The organism is Yoonia sp. (genome assembly GCF_965660735.1).
GTDB lineage: Bacteria > Pseudomonadota > Alphaproteobacteria > Rhodobacterales > Rhodobacteraceae > Yoonia.
In genome coordinates, this window is sequence record NZ_CBFIBD010000019.1 from 33,905 (window position 1) to 52,643 (window position 18,739).

14 protein-coding genes are annotated in these 18,739 nt (G+C 59.9%); 4 read left to right on the plus strand and 10 right to left on the minus strand.

From position 1 onward, the window contains the following. Window positions 1-13: 13 nt before the first annotated feature. The 7 genes from ACTG4B_RS08860 to bchF all read right to left on the minus strand — a co-directional run bounded on the left by ACTG4B_RS08860 (window position 14) and on the right by bchF (window position 10,054). Window positions 14-1,444: a PucC family protein gene (locus tag ACTG4B_RS08860; RefSeq protein WP_439155333.1), complete on the minus strand. Its 1,431-nt coding sequence runs from the start codon at window positions 1,442-1,444 to the stop codon at window positions 14-16. Continuing rightward, window positions 1,441-2,133, minus strand: coding sequence for a magnesium protoporphyrin IX methyltransferase (gene bchM, locus ACTG4B_RS08865; protein ID WP_439155334.1), 693 nt, complete (start codon window positions 2,131-2,133; stop codon window positions 1,441-1,443). Before bchM ends, ACTG4B_RS08860 begins: the two co-directional genes overlap by 4 nt. Beyond that, window positions 2,133-3,029 (minus strand): ferredoxin:protochlorophyllide reductase (ATP-dependent) iron-sulfur ATP-binding protein, encoded by an 897-nt coding sequence (gene bchL, locus ACTG4B_RS08870; protein ID WP_439155335.1) that lies wholly within the window; start codon window positions 3,027-3,029, stop codon window positions 2,133-2,135. The genes bchM and bchL overlap by 1 nt, the downstream gene beginning before the upstream one ends. A 121-nt stretch (window positions 3,030-3,150) precedes the next feature. Then, window positions 3,151-6,696, minus strand: coding sequence for a magnesium chelatase subunit H (locus ACTG4B_RS08875; RefSeq protein WP_439155336.1), 3,546 nt, complete (start codon window positions 6,694-6,696; stop codon window positions 3,151-3,153). After that, a complete protein-coding gene (gene bchB / locus ACTG4B_RS08880) occupies window positions 6,686-8,206 on the minus strand; it encodes a ferredoxin:protochlorophyllide reductase (ATP-dependent) subunit B (RefSeq protein WP_439155337.1) in 1,521 nt (506 codons plus the stop codon). Before bchB ends, ACTG4B_RS08875 begins: the two co-directional genes overlap by 11 nt. A 55-nt stretch (window positions 8,207-8,261) precedes the next feature. Beyond that, window positions 8,262-9,545 carry a ferredoxin:protochlorophyllide reductase (ATP-dependent) subunit N gene (locus tag ACTG4B_RS08885; RefSeq protein ID WP_439155338.1) on the minus strand — a complete coding sequence of 428 codons (1,284 nt, stop codon included), beginning with the start codon at window positions 9,543-9,545 and terminating at the stop codon, window positions 8,262-8,264. Beyond that, entirely contained in the window at window positions 9,542-10,054 is a 513-nt protein-coding gene (gene bchF, locus ACTG4B_RS08890; protein WP_439155339.1) for a 2-vinyl bacteriochlorophyllide hydratase, read from the minus strand. Before bchF ends, ACTG4B_RS08885 begins: the two co-directional genes overlap by 4 nt. Before the next feature lie 276 nt (window positions 10,055-10,330). Between bchF and ACTG4B_RS08895 the strand changes: the two genes are divergently transcribed. From ACTG4B_RS08895 to ACTG4B_RS08905, 3 genes are all read left to right on the plus strand, one after another. Continuing rightward, the gene (locus ACTG4B_RS08895; RefSeq protein ID WP_439155340.1) at window positions 10,331-11,128 is read left to right on the plus strand and encodes a cobalamin B12-binding domain-containing protein; all 798 of its coding nucleotides are present in this window, start codon (window positions 10,331-10,333) and stop codon (window positions 11,126-11,128) included. Between the two features lie 35 nt (window positions 11,129-11,163). Next, a complete protein-coding gene (gene ppsR, locus ACTG4B_RS08900) occupies window positions 11,164-12,591 on the plus strand; it encodes a transcriptional regulator PpsR (protein ID WP_439155341.1) in 1,428 nt (475 codons plus the stop codon). Window positions 12,592-12,743: 152 nt separating this feature from the next. After that, window positions 12,744-14,069 (plus strand): UDP-glucose dehydrogenase family protein, encoded by a 1,326-nt coding sequence (locus ACTG4B_RS08905; RefSeq protein ID WP_439155342.1) that lies wholly within the window; start codon window positions 12,744-12,746, stop codon window positions 14,067-14,069. Window positions 14,070-14,078: 9 nt separating this feature from the next. Here the strand turns inward: ACTG4B_RS08905 and ACTG4B_RS08910 are convergent, their stop codons facing one another. Continuing rightward, window positions 14,079-14,840, minus strand: coding sequence for a GntR family transcriptional regulator (locus ACTG4B_RS08910; RefSeq protein ID WP_439155343.1), 762 nt, complete (start codon window positions 14,838-14,840; stop codon window positions 14,079-14,081). Between the two features lie 170 nt (window positions 14,841-15,010). Here ACTG4B_RS08910 and ACTG4B_RS08915 point away from each other — a divergent pair, with 170 nt between their 5' ends. Next, window positions 15,011-16,195, plus strand: coding sequence for a cytochrome P450 (locus ACTG4B_RS08915; RefSeq protein WP_439155344.1), 1,185 nt, complete (start codon window positions 15,011-15,013; stop codon window positions 16,193-16,195). Here ACTG4B_RS08915 and ilvN read toward each other — a convergent pair whose 3' ends face one another. Both ilvN and ACTG4B_RS08925 read right to left on the minus strand, forming a co-directional pair. After that, window positions 16,196-16,759, minus strand: a complete 564-nt coding sequence (gene ilvN, locus ACTG4B_RS08920) for an acetolactate synthase small subunit (protein WP_439155345.1) — start codon at window positions 16,757-16,759, stop codon at window positions 16,196-16,198. It lies immediately after the preceding gene. Between the two features lie 96 nt (window positions 16,760-16,855). Continuing rightward, on the minus strand, window positions 16,856-18,607 hold the full coding sequence (locus tag ACTG4B_RS08925) for an acetolactate synthase 3 large subunit (protein WP_439155346.1): 1,752 nt from the start codon (window positions 18,605-18,607) through the stop codon (window positions 16,856-16,858). Window positions 18,608-18,739 lie beyond the last annotated feature (132 nt).

Consider the following 18,739-nt stretch of genomic DNA (forward strand, 5'->3'; position numbering starts at 1 on the left):
TTCCTTTCAGTGGTCAGGTAGGGAAATCGGCCAATCCCAGCTTGGCAGACCCCCCGCGTGTCATGGCCCGGACGCGCACCAGCGGCCCAAGCACAATCAAGGTGATAAACAAAAGGCCGATTTCGGTGTGATAAACGACCGAATAGCCGGTGGCAGGCGTGGCGAGCGCCTCTCCCAATGTGCCGTTCCCAGCGGCATGGTTCACAAGGTCACGCAAGGTGCCCCCGATAAAGATGGACAGCCCGGCACCGGTGGCCTGAGCGGCCCCCCAGGCACCCAGCGCGAGGCCGCGACCGGCATTGCCGATGGCAGGCATCGTCATGGCGGCGGTTAGGGTCGAAACCCCGAACAGCCCACCACCAAACCCGATCAGGGCGGCACCAGCAAAAAACAGTATGTGCGACCCCATGGGCGCGGCAAAGATGACGGCACAGAACGCCGCGATCCCGGCCAGAATACCGCGTGTTGCCATGCGATACGGGTCCATCCCCCGCGCCAGCCAGCGCGCCGCCATCGCAAAACCGATCAGAGCACCCCCGGCCCACATCGCCGTCAGCAGCGTCGTGGCAGATACCGACAGACCAAGGATTTCACCGCCATAAGGTTCCAGCAACACATCCTGCATGTTGAACGCCATGGCTCCCAGAAACACCACCGCCAACAGGCGCCCGGCGTCGCCGCCAGTGGCCAGATCCCGCCACGCATCCCGAAAGGTCGGGCTGACGACCGCGCGTTCGGCCTTGGACATGGGGCGGACTTTTTCCTGCTTCCACAGCGCGATCAGGTTTAAAAGCAGCGTCACAACGGCGGTGCCCTGCACCACCTGCACCAACCGCAAGGCGGAATAATCACGCAGCAAGGCACCAATAATCACGGCGGAAATCACCATTCCCACCAGGTGCATGACATATAGTAGGGCCACGACCTTGGGCCGCGTTTCCTCGGTCGCGCGGTCAGCGGCCAGCGCCAGACCGGCGGTCTGGGTCATATGCATCCCGAGACCGGTCAGCAGAAACGCCAGTGCGGCCCCCACATAGCCCGCCCAGTCCACGTCAAGCGCCCGATCCCCGGCCAGCACCAGCAGCGCCATAGGCATGATGGCAAGCCCACCGAACTGCCACATGGTGCCGAACCACAGATAAGGGATCCGTTTCCACCCGATTGCGGATTTGTAGTTATCCGACTTGAACCCGACCAGCGCGCGAAACGGTGCGACCAGCACAGGGATAGCGATCATCGCCGCCACCAGCATCGCGCCGATATTCAGTTCGACGATCATCACCCGGTTCAGCGTGCCAAGCAGCATCACGGCGGCCATGCCCACCGACACCTGAAACAGCGACAGTCGCAGCAACTGCCCCAGCGGCAGATCATCGCTGACCGCATCGCTGAACGGCAGCATGTTCACCGAAAGTCGCTTCAGGGCTGAGGCTTTGAAAATCATTTCGGGCGTTCCTCAAAAACCAGAGCGTTCGAGATGTAGAAACCGGATTTCACCCGCTCGATATCGCGCAAATGGCCCCTGATGCCCGCCCTCCGCAGCGCTTCCGCCACGCCGACAATGGTCTGTGGCACCATGGTCGGGCTGCGATCGGCGCGGGGGAACAACTTGCCCACACGCCACATCGCCATTAGTGCGGGCGTGCGCGGGGCGACGGTAAAGATGAACTTGCCAGCGACACGGGGTGCGGCACGACCCAGCAGGGCGGCAATATCCGGCGCATCGTAATAGATCAGCGAATCCATTGCGACCGCGTGGTCAAACCCGCCGTGCGTTGCATCCAGCATGTCACCCGTGATCCAGTCGATGTTGCCATGCATCCCTGCTGGCATCCGTCTGCGTGCAATCTCTATCAACGCGGGCGAAATATCGACAGCCACCACCTCGGCCCCGCGCTGCGCCAGTGCCACCGCCAGCGCACCGGTGCCGCAACCGGCATCCAGTATACGCGCGCCGCGCAAATCGCCAGGCAACTGCGCCAACAACAAATCACGCATCCGGTCACGCCCCGCGCGCACTGTGGCGCGAATACCCGACACCGGCGCGTCCGACGTCAGACGTTCCCATGTCTTGGTCGCGGAACGGTCGAAATAGTGTTCGACCCGGTCACGCGTGGCGGCGTAGCCCGACATCAATCAAACCCCAGCAATTCAAAGATCTCACGGTCGGGCAATGGCGCAGGCGCCAGCGGCTCCGTCCCGTTCCAAAGCGTTTCGGCCAAGCGGATGTATTCCTTGCGGACCTGCACGATTTCTTCATCATCGGGCATTTCGAACAGGGTCTTTTTCTTCAGCCGCGAACGGCGGATGGCATCCAGATCGGGCATATGCGCAATCCGGTTGAATCCCACTGTCCGGCAGTAACGATCGACCTCATCCGTCTCGCGTGACCGGTTCGCCACGCAGCCTGCCAGCCGCACCTTGTAGTTGGCCGACTTGGCCTGCACGGCGGCAATGATCCGGTTCATCGCATAAATGCTGTCAAAGTCATTTGCCGTGACGATCAGCGCACGGTCCGCATGCTGCAAAGGTGCTGCAAAACCACCGCAAACCACATCACCCAGCACATCGAAAATCACCACATCGGTGTCTTCCAGCAGATGATGCTGCTTAAGTAATTTGACAGTCTGGCCCACTACATAACCACCACAACCGGTTCCGGCGGGTGGGCCGCCCGCCTCGACACATTTCACACCGTTGAAACCGTCGAAAATGAAATCCTCGGGGCGCAGTTCCTCGGCGTGGAAATCGACTTCCTTCAGAATGTCGATCACCGTCGGCACCAGCGTGCCGGTCAGGGTAAAGGTGCTGTCATGCTTGGGGTCGCAGCCGATCTGCAACACCCGCTTGCCCATCATCGAAAAGGCCGCAGAAAGATTGGACGAGGTCGTCGATTTCCCGATCCCGCCCTTGCCATAAACGCTGAACACCTTTGCGCCTTCAATCTTGGCGTCTTCATCCTGATGGACCTGTACTGATCCTTCGCCATCCAAACCCTTCAGGTTCGGGATCTCATCTCTGGGGCTCATGAGAGCCTCCTTTCCATCAACTTCTTCTGTTCAAAAATACCTCGGGGGTGAGGCCGCAGGCCGAGGGGGCTGGCCCCCTTTTCACCGCGCCCCGCAGGGGCGCAAAACCTGATCGTCCCGGTCATTCCGCTGCTACCCCTTCCATGCGATCTTCCAGCGTGTCGGCGGCATCCTGCAACGCAGCCAACATATCGGCATCCGGTGCCCAATAGGCGCGATCGGATGCCTCCAGCAGCCGGTTCGCCATGCGCATCGATGCCTGCGGGTTCAGGGCCGCCAGCCGTTCACGCATCGCACTGTCCAGCACAAAGGTCTCCGACAACCGCTGATAAACCCAAGGCTCCACCTCGCCTGTCGTTGCAGACCAGCCCAGCGTATTGGTCACATGCGCCTCGATCTGGCGCACACCTTCGTGGCCGTGGTTCAACAGCGCTTCATAGAATTTCGGGTTCAGGCTGCGCGACCGGGTTTCAAGCGCGACCTGGTCCTGCAAGGTGCGCACCTTGGCTGCACCCCGTGTCTGATCGCCGATATAGACCGGTGCGCTGACGCCACCCTTTGCCCGCTTCACGGCGCGCGAAATGCCACCGAGGGTATCGAAATAATGGTCGACCGTCGTGACGCCCAGCTCGACCGACTCAAGGTTCTGATAGGCCAGATCGACGTCCTTCAATGCCTTTTGCAGCAAAGCGGGGTTCTGCGACGCCTTGCCATTCACGCCATAGGCAAAGGATTTGCGTGCCTCATAGGCATCGGCCAACTCGTCCTCGTCGCCGAATGCGGAACTGTCGACCAACTGGTTCACGTTAGACCCATAGGCCCCTTCGGCATTGGAAAACACCCGCAGCGCGGCGGTTTCGAGGTCGCAATCCATCTCTTGCGCATAGGCCAGCGCATGGGCGCGGATGAAATTCTGCTCTGCGGGTTCATCGGCTTGCGCCGCCTTCAACGCGGCCTCGGCCAACATACGGGTCTGCAAAGGCAGCAGATCGCGGAAAATGCCCGACAGGGTCATCACCACGTCAATCCGGGGGCGGCCCAGCTTTTCCAGCGGGATCAGATCAGCGCCGGACAAGCGCCCGAAATTGTCAAACCGTGGCACTGCTCCCATCAGGGCCAGCGCCTGACCAATCGGACCGCCGTCAGACTTGATGTTATCAGACCCCCACAGCACCAGCGCCACTGTGCGCGGCATGGCATCATGGGTTTTGAGAAGCAAATCAGCCTGCTTGCGCCCTTCGGCGATGGCAAAGGCCGTTGGCATCCTGAACGGATCGAACGCATGTATGTTACGCCCCGTCGGCACAATCTGTGGCGCCCTGATCAGATCCCCCCCCGGAACCGGCGCGATATAATGGGCCGATAGCGCCCGCATCAGCGCCGGCAATTCGTGATCCTGGGCCAGCAATTCAACCGCCTTGTCAGCCGCTTCACCCGGCGGCATCAGCCGTTTCATATCGGCTTGCGCGGCTGCAGACAGCGGCTTGCCCACAATATGCAGACCTTCGGTAATCAGCGATCCTTCGGTTTCCAGCAGGGTCAGCCACAGCTTGTCGATGTTGCGCGCGTTCAGATCCACCGCGTTGGCCTGATCGCGGATCAATTGTTCCAGATCGGCGCGCTGGCCATCGCCCACAGGCATCTCGCGCCAGCGGGTCAGACTGTCCTTGAGTTCGGCCAGACCTTTGTAAAGCCCCGCCGTGGTTAGCGGCGGCGTCAGGTGAGTAATGGTCACCGCATTCGACCGACGCTTTGCCAGCGTGGCCTCGGACGGGTTGTTGGCGGCGTAAAGATAGACATTCGGCATCTCACCGATCAGTCGGTCCGGCCAGTCCGCAGCCCCAAGCCCGGCCTGCTTGCCCGGCATGAATTCCAGCGCGCCATGCATCCCAAAGTGCAGCACGACATCGGCGGCAAAGTTGTTGCGCAGCCAGTCGTAGAAGGTGACAAACGCATGGGTCGGCGCAAAACCACGCTCGAACAACAGCCGCATCGGATCGCCTTCATAGCCAAAGGCAGGCTGAACCCCTACAAAGACATTCCCGAATTGATGGCCCAGAACGAAGACGCCGCGCCCGTCAGACTGCACCTTGCCGGGGGCGGGGCCCCATGCGGCCTCTACTTCGGCCAGATGCGGGGATGTGCGGACAATCGTGTCGGCATCGACATGGGCGGCGACATTGGCCTGCTGGCCGTATTGTGCGGCGTTGCCTTTCAGGATCACGGCGCGCAGGTCGTCAACAGTTTCCGGCACTTCAAGCGTATAGCCATCCTGCTTCATCGCGTTCAGCGTATTGAACAGGCTTTCGAACACGCTCAGATAGGCGGCCGTTCCCACAGCCCCGGCGTTGGGCGGAAAGCCGAACAGAACGACGCCGACTTTCTTGTCGGCATTGCGCTTGCGACGCAGGATGGCCAGCCGCAATGTCTTTTCCGTCAGGCTGGCGACACGTTCATGGCAAGGGGCCATTGCCTTGCAATCCGATACGCCCGGACAGGCCAGCGCACAGCCCTTGCACCCGGCGACACCGTGGCGTCCGGCAAAGACGGTGGGGTTGGTCGCACCATCAATTTCAGGCAGGGCGACCAGCATCGTCGTCTCGATCGGGCCAAGCCCCTGCGGGCTTTCGGCCCATTGACCCAGTGTCTGGAATTCCAGCGGCTGTGCCGCGATATAGGGCACGTCCAGTTTGCCCAGCAAGGCGACGGCGGCTTCGCTGTCATTATAGGCAGGACCACCGATCAGGGAAAAGCCGGTCAGCGACACCATCGCATCCACATTTCCCTGGAAATAGCTTTCGATCGCAGGACGCCCGTCAAGCCCCCCGGCAAATGCAGGGATGACACGCATCCCCTTTTCTTCGAACGCGCGAATGACGGCATCGTAATGGGCGCAATCAGACGCAAGGATATAAGACCGCAGCATCAATAAACCCACCGTGGCCACAGGGGCAGCAGGCCGGGGCAGGTCGGCCAGATCGGTGACAATTCTGTGCCCCGGCAAATCGGGGTGATACAGCCCGACCTCGGGGTATTCGATTGGCGCGTTCGCCTTGGCGCCCTGCCAATCCGGCCGGGTTGCATAGCGACCGATGAGGAAGCGGATCAACTGTTCGACGTTGTCGTCAGAGCCGCCAAGCCAGTATTGCATCGACAGGAACCAAGCGCGCAGATCCTGCGATTTACCGGGGATCAACCGCAATATCTTGGGCAGGCGACGCAGCATCTTCATCTGCTTGGCACCTGAATCCGCGGAAGGCCTGGCCGATCCGCGCAGCTTCTTGAGCAGCGCCATCGCGCCGCTCGCGGGTTTGGACATATCCAGATCGCCCATCCGGGTCAGCTTGACGATTTCACCGTCGGCAATCATGCCCACCATCGCGTCGCAACCATCGCGGCGGGCCTGCATGGCAGGCAGAATGGATTTGATGTGTTCTTCAAGGAACAACAGGTTGGCGATGATGATGTCGCCGCCTGCAATGGCTTCACGTGCACGGATCAACGCATCGGGGCTTTCGCCCCACTCAGCGGCAGACAGGACTTGCACTTCAAGCCCCGGAAAATCGGGGCTCAGCCGCGACGACACCCGCGCTGCTGGGCCAGCGGCATGGGCATCCAGCGTGACGATCACCACGCGGTAAGGCTTATGAACTACCTCATCGCGCATAATGTGCCTTTGCTTCGTATAGCGTATCGAGACTGATTTCGTGCAAACCCTTCTCGATCGCGAATGTTTCGGTGTTGCGGCGGGCCTTGCCGCGCACGAAGAACGGAATTTTCTTGAGTTCTTTTTCGGCGTCCGACAGCCAGACGATATTGTCGCTGTCCGGCTGCGGGGCGGGTTCGGGTGTTGCGCTGCGCGCGACTGCCTTACCACCATGATGGCTGGGCCCGGCGTCATCGTGAAATTCGAAATCGTCGCGGAACATTGTCAGCAGATGTTCTTCCAGCCCCATGACAAGCGGATGGATCAGCGTGTCAAAGATGACATTCGCGCCCTCGAAACCTACCTGCGGGGAATAGCGGGCGGGATAGTCCTGCACATGCACAGGGGCCGAAATTACGGCACAGGGAATACCCAGCCGTTTGCCGATATGCCGTTCCATTTGGGTGCCAAGGATCATTTCAGGCGACAGCGTTTCAATCGCCTGCTCGACTTCCAGATAGTCATCGGTAATCAGGGCGGTCAGTCCGTATTCCTTGGCCAGCGCCCGGATCGGGCGGGCCATTTCGCGGTTGTAGCAACCGATGCCGACGACCTCGAATCCCATTTCATCGCGGGCGATGCGGGCGTGGGCCGCGACATGGGTGCCGTCGCCAAAAATGAAAACGCGCTTGCCTGTCAGATAGGTGCTGTCCACGGACCGGGACCACCATGGCAGGCGCAAACGGCTTTCGTCGATCATCACTGGCTTGCCGACGATGTCACCGACTTCTGCAATGAAATCGCGGGTCGCGCCGACGCCAATGGGCACGATCTTGGTGTAGGGTTGATTGTGGTTCTTTTCCAACCAGCGGGCCGCTGCTTCACCCGTTTCGGGGGACAGCAACACGTTGAAATGCGCAGCAGGCAGGCGGGTTATGTCGGCGGGCGTCGCGCCCAGCGGAGCAACCACATTCACGTTGATGCCAAGGTCAGACAACAGGCCGGTAATCTCTTCCACATCGTCGCGGTGCCGAAAGCCAAGTGCCGTCGGGCCGAGTATATTGCAGGTGACACGCGGTGTACGCTCTTGCGATTTCGCCAGATGCTTGACGATCTGATAGAATGTTTCATCCGCGCCGAAATTTTCCTTGCGCTGATAGCTTGGCAATTCCAGCGCGATCACCGGGATCGACAGGCCCATAGTTTCGGCAAGGCCCGCCGGATCATCCTGAATCAACTCTGCGGTACAGGATGCGCCAACGATGATCGCCTGTGGATTGAATCGGTCCACGGCGTCCTGACACGACGTCTTGAACAGCGTCGCTGTGTCCGAACCCAGATCGCGCGCCTGAAAAGTGGTGTAGCTGACCGGCGGACGGTGATTGCGCCGTTCGATCATGGTGAACAGCAGATCGGCATAGGTATCGCCCTGCGGCGCATGAAGGACGTAATGCAGGCCCTTCATCGCGGTGGCAACGCGCATGGCACCCACATGGGGGGGGCCTTCGTATGTCCAGACGGTCAGCTTCATGGCTGACCCCCGGGGCGCTGCCCCGGACCCCGAGGTATTTTTGAACAGAAGAAGTTCATTCAGCCGCCTCCAGTCGAAGGACGGACTTGCGGCGCAGCGGACGCGAAAAGAGACCGGCCAGATCCCCCGCCTGTTCGTAGAAATGCACCGGTGTAAACACAAGTTCGATGGCCCATTTTGTGGAAAGCCCTTCGGCTTCCAGCGGGTTGGCAAGGCCAAGGCCGCAAACGGTCAGGTCGGGCCGGGCGGCGCGTGCGCGGGCCAGTTGCTTGTCCACGTCCTGCCCTTCGGAGATTTGCGGGCCGGCGGGCAGCAGGTCCAGGTCGGGGCCGTGCAGCGCGTCGTGGATATAGGGGCTGCCGACCTCGATCGCGGTCATGCCGCATTCGCGGGTCAGGAAGCGGGCGAGCGGGATTTCCAACTGGCTGTCGGGGAAGAAGAAGACCGACTTGCCGCGCAACGCCTCGGATGCTTGGGCAATCGCCCTTTGCGCACGGGCACGGGGGGCGGCGGTCACGGCCTCGAACGTGGCCTCATCGATGCCGAATTCCAATGCAACGGCACGCAGCCATGCGGTTGTGCCTTCATCGCCGAAGGGGAAAGGCGCAGGCAGATGCCGCGCGCCGCGCCGTTCAAGCGCGGCATGGGTTTCACCAAGGAACGGCTGGACCAGTGCAAAGACGGTGCCCGGGCCGACGGCGGTCGTATCGTCGATCCGCCGGGCAGGCAGCAACCTCACCGGGCCAATGCCCAGATCGGCCAGCAGCCCCAGCATTTGATCCTCGACCACATCAGGCAGCGCACCGACCACCAGCAATTCGCGGGCGGTCGTATCTTTCAGCACCGGCACCATCGACGCCAGACAGGCATCTTCGCCCTCGGTAAAGGTCGTTTCGATCCCGGAACCTGAATAATTCAGCACCCTTACATGCGGCGCGTGGACTTGGCTCAGCCGTTCGGCGGCACGGGCAAGGTCGATCTTGATGACTTCGGACGGGCAGGATCCGACAAGGAACAACTGCCGGATATCGGGGCGGCGTTCAAGAAGGCGTGCCACTTCGCGGTCCAGTTCCGTGTGTGCGTCGGCCAGGCCGGCCAGGTCTGATTCTTCGAGAATCGCCGTGCCGAATCGTGGCTCGGCGAAAATCATCACGCCAGCTGCGGATTGCAGCAAATGCGCGCAGGTGCGCGAACCGACCACAAGAAAGAACGCGTCCTGCATCTTGCGGTGCAGCCAGATGATACCGGTCAGGCCGCAGAACACCTCACGCTGGCCGCGTTCCTTGAGGACCGGCGCGCTGCGGCAGCCGCCATTCGTGGGGGTCAGCGGGGCATTCATTGGCGTGCCTCTGCATCAAGGCGAGCCATGCGGAGCTTCCAGATGAACTGTCCGGCGTTGATGACGTAGGCTGCGTAAGCGGCAAGCGCCAGATACATCAGCCCCACCGGGGCAAGTGCGCCTGTCAGAAGGGCGAAAACATACAGCAAATGCAAGGCGATCACGCCAAAGCTGAACACGTCTTCCCAGAAAAAGGCAGGCGCGAACAGATACTGACCAAAGACAACCTTTTCCCAGATTGCACCGGTCACCATGATCGTCAGCAGCACGCCCGTCTTGACGATGATCGACAGGGTCGCGGCGTCGTACCCCGCGCCTGTGAGCAGATAGCGCGCCACAAGCGCAACCGAGACCAGAAAAACAAGAAATTGCAGCGGTGCCAGAATGCCCTGAACCAAGGTCCACTTTGTTGCATCACGCCGCGCACGTTCGGCATCAGAATATAGCCGCCGCGCCGGAGCGGCGATCGGCATCTGTGCGCGCGTCGTTTCGGTTGATACAACAGACATGTAAACGGCCCCTGACAGTCTCATGTGTCAAGACTAGGTGGCAAAACAGGCAAGTGTCAACTTTAACTTACAGATTTAGTGACCGAAAATGCTGGTTATCTACGCTGTCTCTGCGCACTGAATTCCCTACATTTTCCAGTAATTTAACGCAATATATGCGGCTAAACCCCAAAATAATGTCAATTTGCTTTGACATTCATCTTTGTGCAAAGGACAATGTAATTTCATGCTGTCCGTGCATATTCGATACGTGGGCATCAGTCAGAGGAAGCGTGGATGGCCGATTGTCGGAACATAGACGCCACGGCGCAGAAGAACGCGCGGAATTCGCAGACCAGCCGGTCGGCGGGGAAAATTGCCTTGGCTGTTGTTCAGGATGTCGCGCGCCACCTCGATCCCGTTGTCTTGTCCCGTCTGCGCCTTGCCGCATTGGGCGCGGACAAGTCTGAATGCACCCGCGCCATGCACGATGTGCTGGCGAATGGTGTGCGGCGCGAAGACATGGCCGACTTTTACATCCCCGAGCTTGCCCGCCAGTTGGGTGAACAATGGTGTTCGGATGAATTGGGTTTTGTCGGGGTGACGATCGGGGTGTCGCGATTGCAAGCGATGTTGCGTGATTTGGGGCCGGAATGGTCGGGGGATCAGTCAGCCCGTGCCGATGCGCCGTCTATTCTGCTTATCGTGCCGCAGGATGCACATCATACACTGGGGGCAATGGTGCTGGCGGGGCAGTTGCGCCGCAAGGGGTATTCGGTCCGCTTGATGCTGGGCCTGCGCCGCGAGGAGGTCGCCACGAGGATGAAGCTTACGAAATTTCAGGCGGTTTTCGTCTCTGCATCGCAAAGTGAAAAGCTTGAAACACTGCGCCGGATAGTTGATGTTGTCAAAACTGCAACACTCCAACCGCCTTTGGTGGTGATCGGCGGATCAATATTGGAAGTCGAAACAGAGAAGAACCTGAAGACACTCACGGGCGCCGACCATGCCACCAAACGACCAGACGAGGCCCTGAGACTTTGCGGCCTAAGAATGAACTCTCAAGACAGCATCAATTTGATGCGCGGAACCTAAGTGGTGGGCCTGATGCTATCTCTGATGTGCCGCCGATGACGTCGCGTGGAACAAAATACTGGAACAGTGGTGCCATTCCATTGATCGCCCCTGAAATTCTGGGGGATATCATTTCCGAGGTCGCGGATATCGGGATCGTTATTTCGGAAACCGGCACCGTGCTGTCCGTTCTTGCCAATCCCGCCCATGATACGTTCCAAAGACTGGAAAACTGGGAAGGCAAAGATATTCGCGCAGCCCTGAATGTGGAAAGTGTGCCAAAGTTCGAAAACCGTCTGGCGGTATTCTTGAGGGGCGAAAAGGCTGTACGCCCCGTCGAACTGAATCATTCAGCAGATTCCGGCCGCTGGGAATTTCCGGTGCGTTACAGTTTCCACAGGATCGGGCCGGATGGTGCGATCTTGTTGCTGGGCACAGATCTGCGCCCGATTGCCGAAATGCAGCAACAACTGGTCAAGGCCCAGCTGGCCCTTGAGCGCGACTATGAAATTCAGCGTGAACATGACACCAGGTTCCGTGTGTTGATGGAAAACATCACCGAACCGGTGATGTTTGTTTCAATCCAGACTGGTGAAATCACAGATGCCAATCCCGCTGCCTGCACCTTGGTGGATACCGCCCGTGGCAGGTTGATTGGTCAGCAGTTCAACGCGATATTCGAGGGCCGCAAGCGCGGTGATCTTGTTGATGGTCTGACAACGCAAGCGATTTCAGACCAGAACGCAATCACAAGAACTGAACTGCGTGGCAAAGGGCAGGCTGTCACGATCCAGCCGACCCTGTTCCGCGCGGCCGGCGACCGTATCTTGCTGTGCCGGATTTCCGCCGTGGACGACAGCAGTGCCGGCGCTGATGATTTGACCCGCAACATGCATGATTTATTCCTGAGCACCCCCGAAGCGATTATCTTTGCTTCAGAAAGTGGCGAAGTGCTTTCCGCCAATGACGCGTTTCTGGAAATGATCGACGTGGCGCATGATATCAACCTGCGGGGGAGGAGCCTTGCAGATTTCCTGCAACGGGGCAGCGTCGATTTAAAGGTCATGATTGAAAATGCGACACGCGCTGGACGCATGCGCATGTATGTGACCAAGATCGCCGGTGAATATGGCAGCCCCCGTGCGGTCGAAATTTCAGTCACACGGCTGCATGCAGCGGGCCATGCTGTGTTTGCCTTTGTGATGCGCGACGCCAGCCAGGCCGATGCAGTGCGCACCACTGGTGCCCCTGCCAGCGATGAAAGCATGCACTCGGTCGCCGAACTGGTAGGGAGCGCGTCGCTCAAGGAAATTGTCGCAGAAACAACGAACGTTGTCGAAAAGATGTGCATCGAAACGGCGGTCAAGCTGACCATGAACAACCGGGTCGCGGCAGCAGAAATGCTGGGGCTTTCACGTCAGTCGCTTTACGTCAAGCTGCGCAAGTTCGATCTGTTGAGCCGCGACACCGACGACGGCAACTGATTTCGTTACGCGATGATCGTCAGGTAAACCGCCCGTGGCCTATCGGCGCACGCCCGGTTGACTATTGAAAAATCAGAACCAAAAGATGCAAGTGCAACAGCCACCAAACAGTGGTATCAGCAAGGCATTATTAGTCAAATCAGGTTCTCGCCATGAAAATTGCAGTTATTGGAACAGGTTACGTCGGGCTGGTGTCGGGGGTGTGTTTCGCGGATTTCGGGCACGACATTGTTTGCGTCGATAGGGATCAGCGTAAGATCGACATGCTCGAACGGGGCGAAATTCCAATCTTTGAACCCGGTCTGGATGTAATGCTGGCGCGCAATACCGACGCGGGGCGGTTGCGCTTTAGCCGTGATTTACCCACGGCGATTGAGGGGGCAGACGCCGTTTTCATCGCGGTCGGCACACCCACAAGGCGCGGTGATGGCCACGCCGATGTGTCCTATGTGTTGGCCGCCGCTGAAGAAGTCGCGCGCGCCGCAAGCGATTATGTCGTGATCGTCACGAAATCGACTGTGCCTGTGGGCACGAACCGCAAGGTGGCAGCCGCCGTAAAGGCGGCGAACCCGCATCTGGATTTCGATGTTGCGTCAAACCCCGAGTTCCTGCGCGAAGGAGCCGCGATTGATGATTTCATGCGCCCCGACCGGGTGGTTGTCGGCGTGCAAAGCGACCGCGCGGCGGCGGTGATGGCCGCAATTTACCGGCCCCTGTTCCTGCGTGATTTTCCGATCGTGACCACCGATCTCGAAAGCGCGGAAATGATCAAATACGCGGCGAACGCATTTCTGGCGACCAAGGTGACCTTTATCAATGAAATCGCCGCCCTGTGCGAACGCACAGGCGCCGACGTGAAAGAGGTGGCCAAGGGTATCGGCTATGACGGGCGGATCGGGAACAAGTTTCTGCATGCCGGTCCGGGCTTTGGCGGGTCGTGTTTTCCCAAGGACACCAAGGCACTGGCCCGCATAGGTCAGGAAAACGGTGTGCCCATGCGGATCACCGAAACCGTGATTGAGGTGAACGAACAGATCAAGCGCCGGATGATCGAAAAACTGCGCGACCTTTGCGATGACAGTTTTGCCGGAAAAACAGTTGCCGTGCTTGGCGTGACTTTCAAACCGAACACGGATGATATGCGTGAATCGCCCGCGCTGACCATTGTGCCCGCATTGCTGGGCGGTGGGGCGACCGTCCGCGTCACTGACCCTCACGGTCGTGCGGAAGGCGAAACACTTTTGCCCGGTGTGACGTGGTCGGACAGCGCCTATGACGCGGCGGACGGTGCAGATCTGTTGGTGTTGCTAACGGCCTGGAATGAATTTCGCGCACTGGATTTGCGGCGGTTGGCCGATCGTATGCACAGGCCGCTGATGGCGGATTTACGCAACATCTATTCCCCGGATGACGTGCTGGACGCCGGGTTCATCGGATATACGTCGATCGGGCGGGCCTCACGCAGCAATACAAGCTAAAAAATCGTGCTATAGCGGCGCTGGATCGGTGTCTGCCTCATCCTGAACCAGTGTCAGCCCGGGGATCTGCGTATCCCGCTTGCGGTCGGGACCAAGAAAAAATGCGAGGTTGCGATGCGCCAGGCGGGCATGCTCGCGCGCCAGCGCTTCTGCGCGCGCGCCTTCACGGTTGGCAATCGCGCACAGAATCGCCTTGTGTTGATCCTGCGCGACATAAAGCGACTGCAGGGTGCGTGGCGCCATCGACTGATCCGTCAAGAATGCACTTGGTCCCGCCATCGGGCGCTTTACGACACGCGCCAGTTCGGCCAACATCACAGGGCTATCGCACAACGCTGCCAGCTCCTCATGCAATCTTTCGTTCAGGACGACATAGCGGGCAAAGTCGATACATGTCGTCGTCTCGCCCAAGGCGCTGTCGATCTCGGCGACGGTTGCCTCGCATGATTGGCGCTGTTCGTCGGTAATACCGCGCTCGGCGGCGATCCGGAAAACGGCACCCTCCAACAGGCCGCGCAGGTCAATCGCATCCTGCACATCGCGTTTGGTAAAACTGCTGACCCGGCAACCGCCGGTCGGTACGCGTTCCAGCAAGCCCTGATCGACCAGTTCGCGCATCGCCTCGCGCAAGGGGGTGCGCGAAATCCCAAGTTCCTCAGAAAGGGCCACTTCTGAGACGCGATCACCCTGCATCAGGTTGCCGACAAGAATGCGATCCCGCAATCCGACCAAGGCACGTTGAAAGCTCTTTTTCTTTTCAATTTCTGCCATCGTAACCCTTCTTGTCAATTTTTGTATACATCGGTATCGTGGGCCATCAAGAATAAGTGATTAAAAGCCCTCAAATCCTCTGCATATGTCTATCTAAAATATAGCCTCGCCGCTTTTGTCGACAAACTGAAAATGCGATCTTGCAAGAGCCCACCCGAGATGGAGACCCGATGACTGACAACACTTTTGCCCCGCTTGATACCTCGATCAGCATCGACCAATTGGTAATGGATCCCTACCCCATCTACAAACGCCTGAGAGCTGAAACGCCCGTCTTGCGCGTCAATTCCGTTGGGCGAACCTTATTGACAAAGGCCGCCGATACCAAGGCTGTCAAGGATGATCCGGTTCTTTTCAGCTCGAACGATCCGAACGCGCCGATGAAACGCGCATTCCTTGCCCATACGCTGATGCGCAAGGATGGAGCAGAGCATCTGCGCGAGCGCAACGCGATGGCCCCCGCCTTTAGTGCGAAGACAATCCAGTCGGAGTGGATTCCGCGCTATCGTGACATCGCAACCGCCTATCTGGATCGGCTTCCAAAAGGTGAAGTGGTCGATCTTTTCAGCGCCTTGGCGGTGCCCTACGCCGCGCGGGGTCTGGCCGTTGTCCTGGGCACTGAACAGGCGACGGATCAGCAGATGGCGGATTGGTCGCAGGCACTGATCGACGGGGCGGGAAATTTCGGCTGGCTGCCCGAACCGTTCGAACGCAGCGACAGGGCAAACGCCGAAATGGACGCGCTGTTCGACAGTTTGCAGGCGTGGCACAAGGCCGAACCGAACAGCAGCGCGTTGTCGGTCATGCTGAATGCCGATGACCCGATCCCGCTGTCGCAGATATATGCGAACATCAAGATCGCCATTGGTGGCGGGATCAACGAACCACGCGATGCGCTGTGCACCATTCTTTATGGTCTGTTGACCAATCCAGACCAGTTGGAACAGGTCATTGCCAAAGATGACTGGGGCAAGGCATTTGAAGAAGGCGTGCGCTGGGTCGCGCCCATTCAGGCGTCATCGCGACTGGTGACCGAAGACACCGAAATTCGCGGTCATGTGATCCCCAAGGGCGACACCGTGATGACCATCCAGGCCTCTGCCAATCGGGACGAGGATCTGTTCGAAAACGGCGAGGATTTCATCGTTTATCGCGACAAGAACCCGCATCAGTCCTTTGGCAACGGGCCGCATTTCTGTCAGGGCACCCATGTCGCGCGCCGCGCGGTTGGCGTGGTCATGCTGCCGATGTTGTTCGAACGGTTCCCCAACATGCGGCTGGCCAGTGCCGAAGATGTCCAGTGGCGCGGTTTCGGCTTTCGCGGCCCCATCAACCTGCCGGTTTTTCTGGAATAATCACACCTCTCCGCGTGCGAGCGCTGCGACGCCTGTTCTTGCGATTTCCTGGAGGCCGAGGGGGCGCATGAGGTCTGCGAGGGCGTCGATTTTTTCGGGTGTGCCTGTGATCTCGAAGACAAAGCTGGTCAGCGTGCTGTCGACCACGCTTGCGCGAAAGATGTCTGCCAGGCGCAGCGCCTCGACCCGGTGGTCGCCGCTGCCTGCGACCTTGAGCAGGGCCAGTTCGCGTTCCACTGATGGCCCTTCGACGGTCAGGTCGTGGACGTCGTGCACATCGACGATGCGGCCCAGTTGCGCCTTGATCTGGGTGATGATCTGCGGCGTGCCGCGGGTGACGATGGTGATGCGGCTGCGGTGGCCCAGGTGGTCGATCTCGGCCACGGTCAGGCTGTCGATGTTATAGCCGCGCCCGGAAAACAGCCCGATGACGCGGGCCAGCACGCCGGGTTCGTTTTCCACCAGCACCGCCAGCGTGTGCCGTTCTTCCACGTCGGAAAAGGTGGGGCGCAGGTTATAGGCGGAATGGCTGGTCGCGCCTTTCTTGATCTTGAGCGGGGACATGGGGTGGTCCTTGTAACTGGATTTCTATCGGTGAGGGCGGCGTCGGTCCGCAGGGTGGGGCGAAGCGCCGCCCGGTCTGGCGACCGGGCGGAAGGTTCAGACCAGCGCCTCGCCCGCGCCCTGAATGGCGCCCCGGGTGTCGGCCTCGCCCATCAGCATTTCGTTATGCGCCTTGCCGGACGGGATCATCGGAAAGCAGTTTTCGTGCTTTTCCACCAGACAATCGAACACCACCGGGCCGTCGTGGGTCAGCATTTCCATGATCGCATCGTCCAATGTGTCGGGGTCGCTGCACTGGATGCCCTTGGCGCCGAATGCCTCGGCCAGTTTGACAAAGTCGGGCAGGCTTTCGGACCATGATGAACTATACCGCTCGCCGTGCAGCAATTCCTGCCACTGGCGCACCATGCCCAGCCGTTCGTTGTTCAGGATGAACTGCTTCACCGGCAGCCGGTATTGCATCGCGGTGCCCAGTTCCTGCATGTTCATCAGCCACGATGCCTCTCCGGCGACGTTGATGACCAGCGCGTCGGGGTGGCCCATCTGCACGCCGATCGACGCGGGAAAGCCATAGCCCATGGTGCCCAAGCCCCCCGATGTCATCCAGCGGTTGGGGGCCTCGAACCCCAGATATTGCGCGGCCCACATCTGGTGCTGGCCGACCTCGGTGCAGATGTAACGGTCGTGCTGCTTGGTCAGCGCCTCCAGCCGTTGCAGGGCGTATTGCGGCTTGATCACCGGGCCGGCCTGCTTGAACTTCAGACAATCCACCGCGCGCCACGCGTTGATCTGGCCCCACCATTTGGCCAGGCTTTCCTTGTTGGTCTTCGCACCGCGGGATTTCCAGACCTTGATCAGGTCCTCCAGCACATGCGCCACATCACCCAGGATCGGGATATCGACGTGGATCACCTTGTTGATGCTGCTGGCGTCGATGTCGATATGCGCCTTGGTGGATTTGGGGCTGAAGGCATCGATGCGCCCGGTGATCCGGTCGTCGAACCGCGCGCCGATGTTGATCATCAGATCGCAGTCGTGCATCGCCATGTTCGCCTCATACAGGCCATGCATGCCCAGCATCCCCAGCCAGCCGTCGCCCGACGCAGGATACGCCCCCAGACCCATCAGGGTCGATGTGATCGGAAAGCCGGTCGCCGCCACCAGTTCGCGCAAAAGCTGGCTTGCGGCAGGCCCCGCGTTGATGACCCCGCCGCCGGTATAGAACACCGGGCGCTTGGCGGTTTCCATCGCCTTCGCCAGTTCGGTGATCATCTCCAGATCGCCCTTGACCTGCGGATTGTAATGCGTTTCCACGGCGCGGGCGGGGGTATAGGTGCCGGTGGCGAACTGCACGTCCTTGGGAATGTCGACCAGCACCGGGCCCGGGCGCCCTTGGGTGGCGACATGGAACGCCTCGTGCAGGGTGGCCGACAGCCGGTCGGTGTCCTTGACCAGCCAGTTGTGTTTCGTGCAGGGCCGCGTGATGCCGACGGTGTCGGCCTCTTGAAACGCGTCCGATCCGATCATGAAGGTCGGCACCTGCCCCGTCAGCACGATGATCGGGATACTGTCCATCAGCGCGTCCGTCAGACCCGTCACCGCATTGGTGGCCCCGGGACCGGATGTGACCAGCGCCACGCCGGGCTTGCCGGTGGCGCGCGCATAGCCCTCGGCGGCATGGACCGCGGCCTGTTCGTGGCGCACCAGCACGTGCTTGATCCGGTCCTGCTGGAAAATCTCGTCATAGATCGGAAGCACCGCCCCGCCGGGATATCCGAACACGACATCCACACCCTGATCGATCAGGGCCTGCACCACCATCCTTGCGCCCGTCATGGCTTTGCTCATCTGCTTCGCGTCCTTCGCGTCTGGTATCCGTTGCGCATAAAAAAGCCCCCGATGGGATCGGAGGCGCATGGGATCGTGATGGTCAACCCTGTCAAAGGCCCATGCGCGCATTTCCTACAAGTAGTACGACAT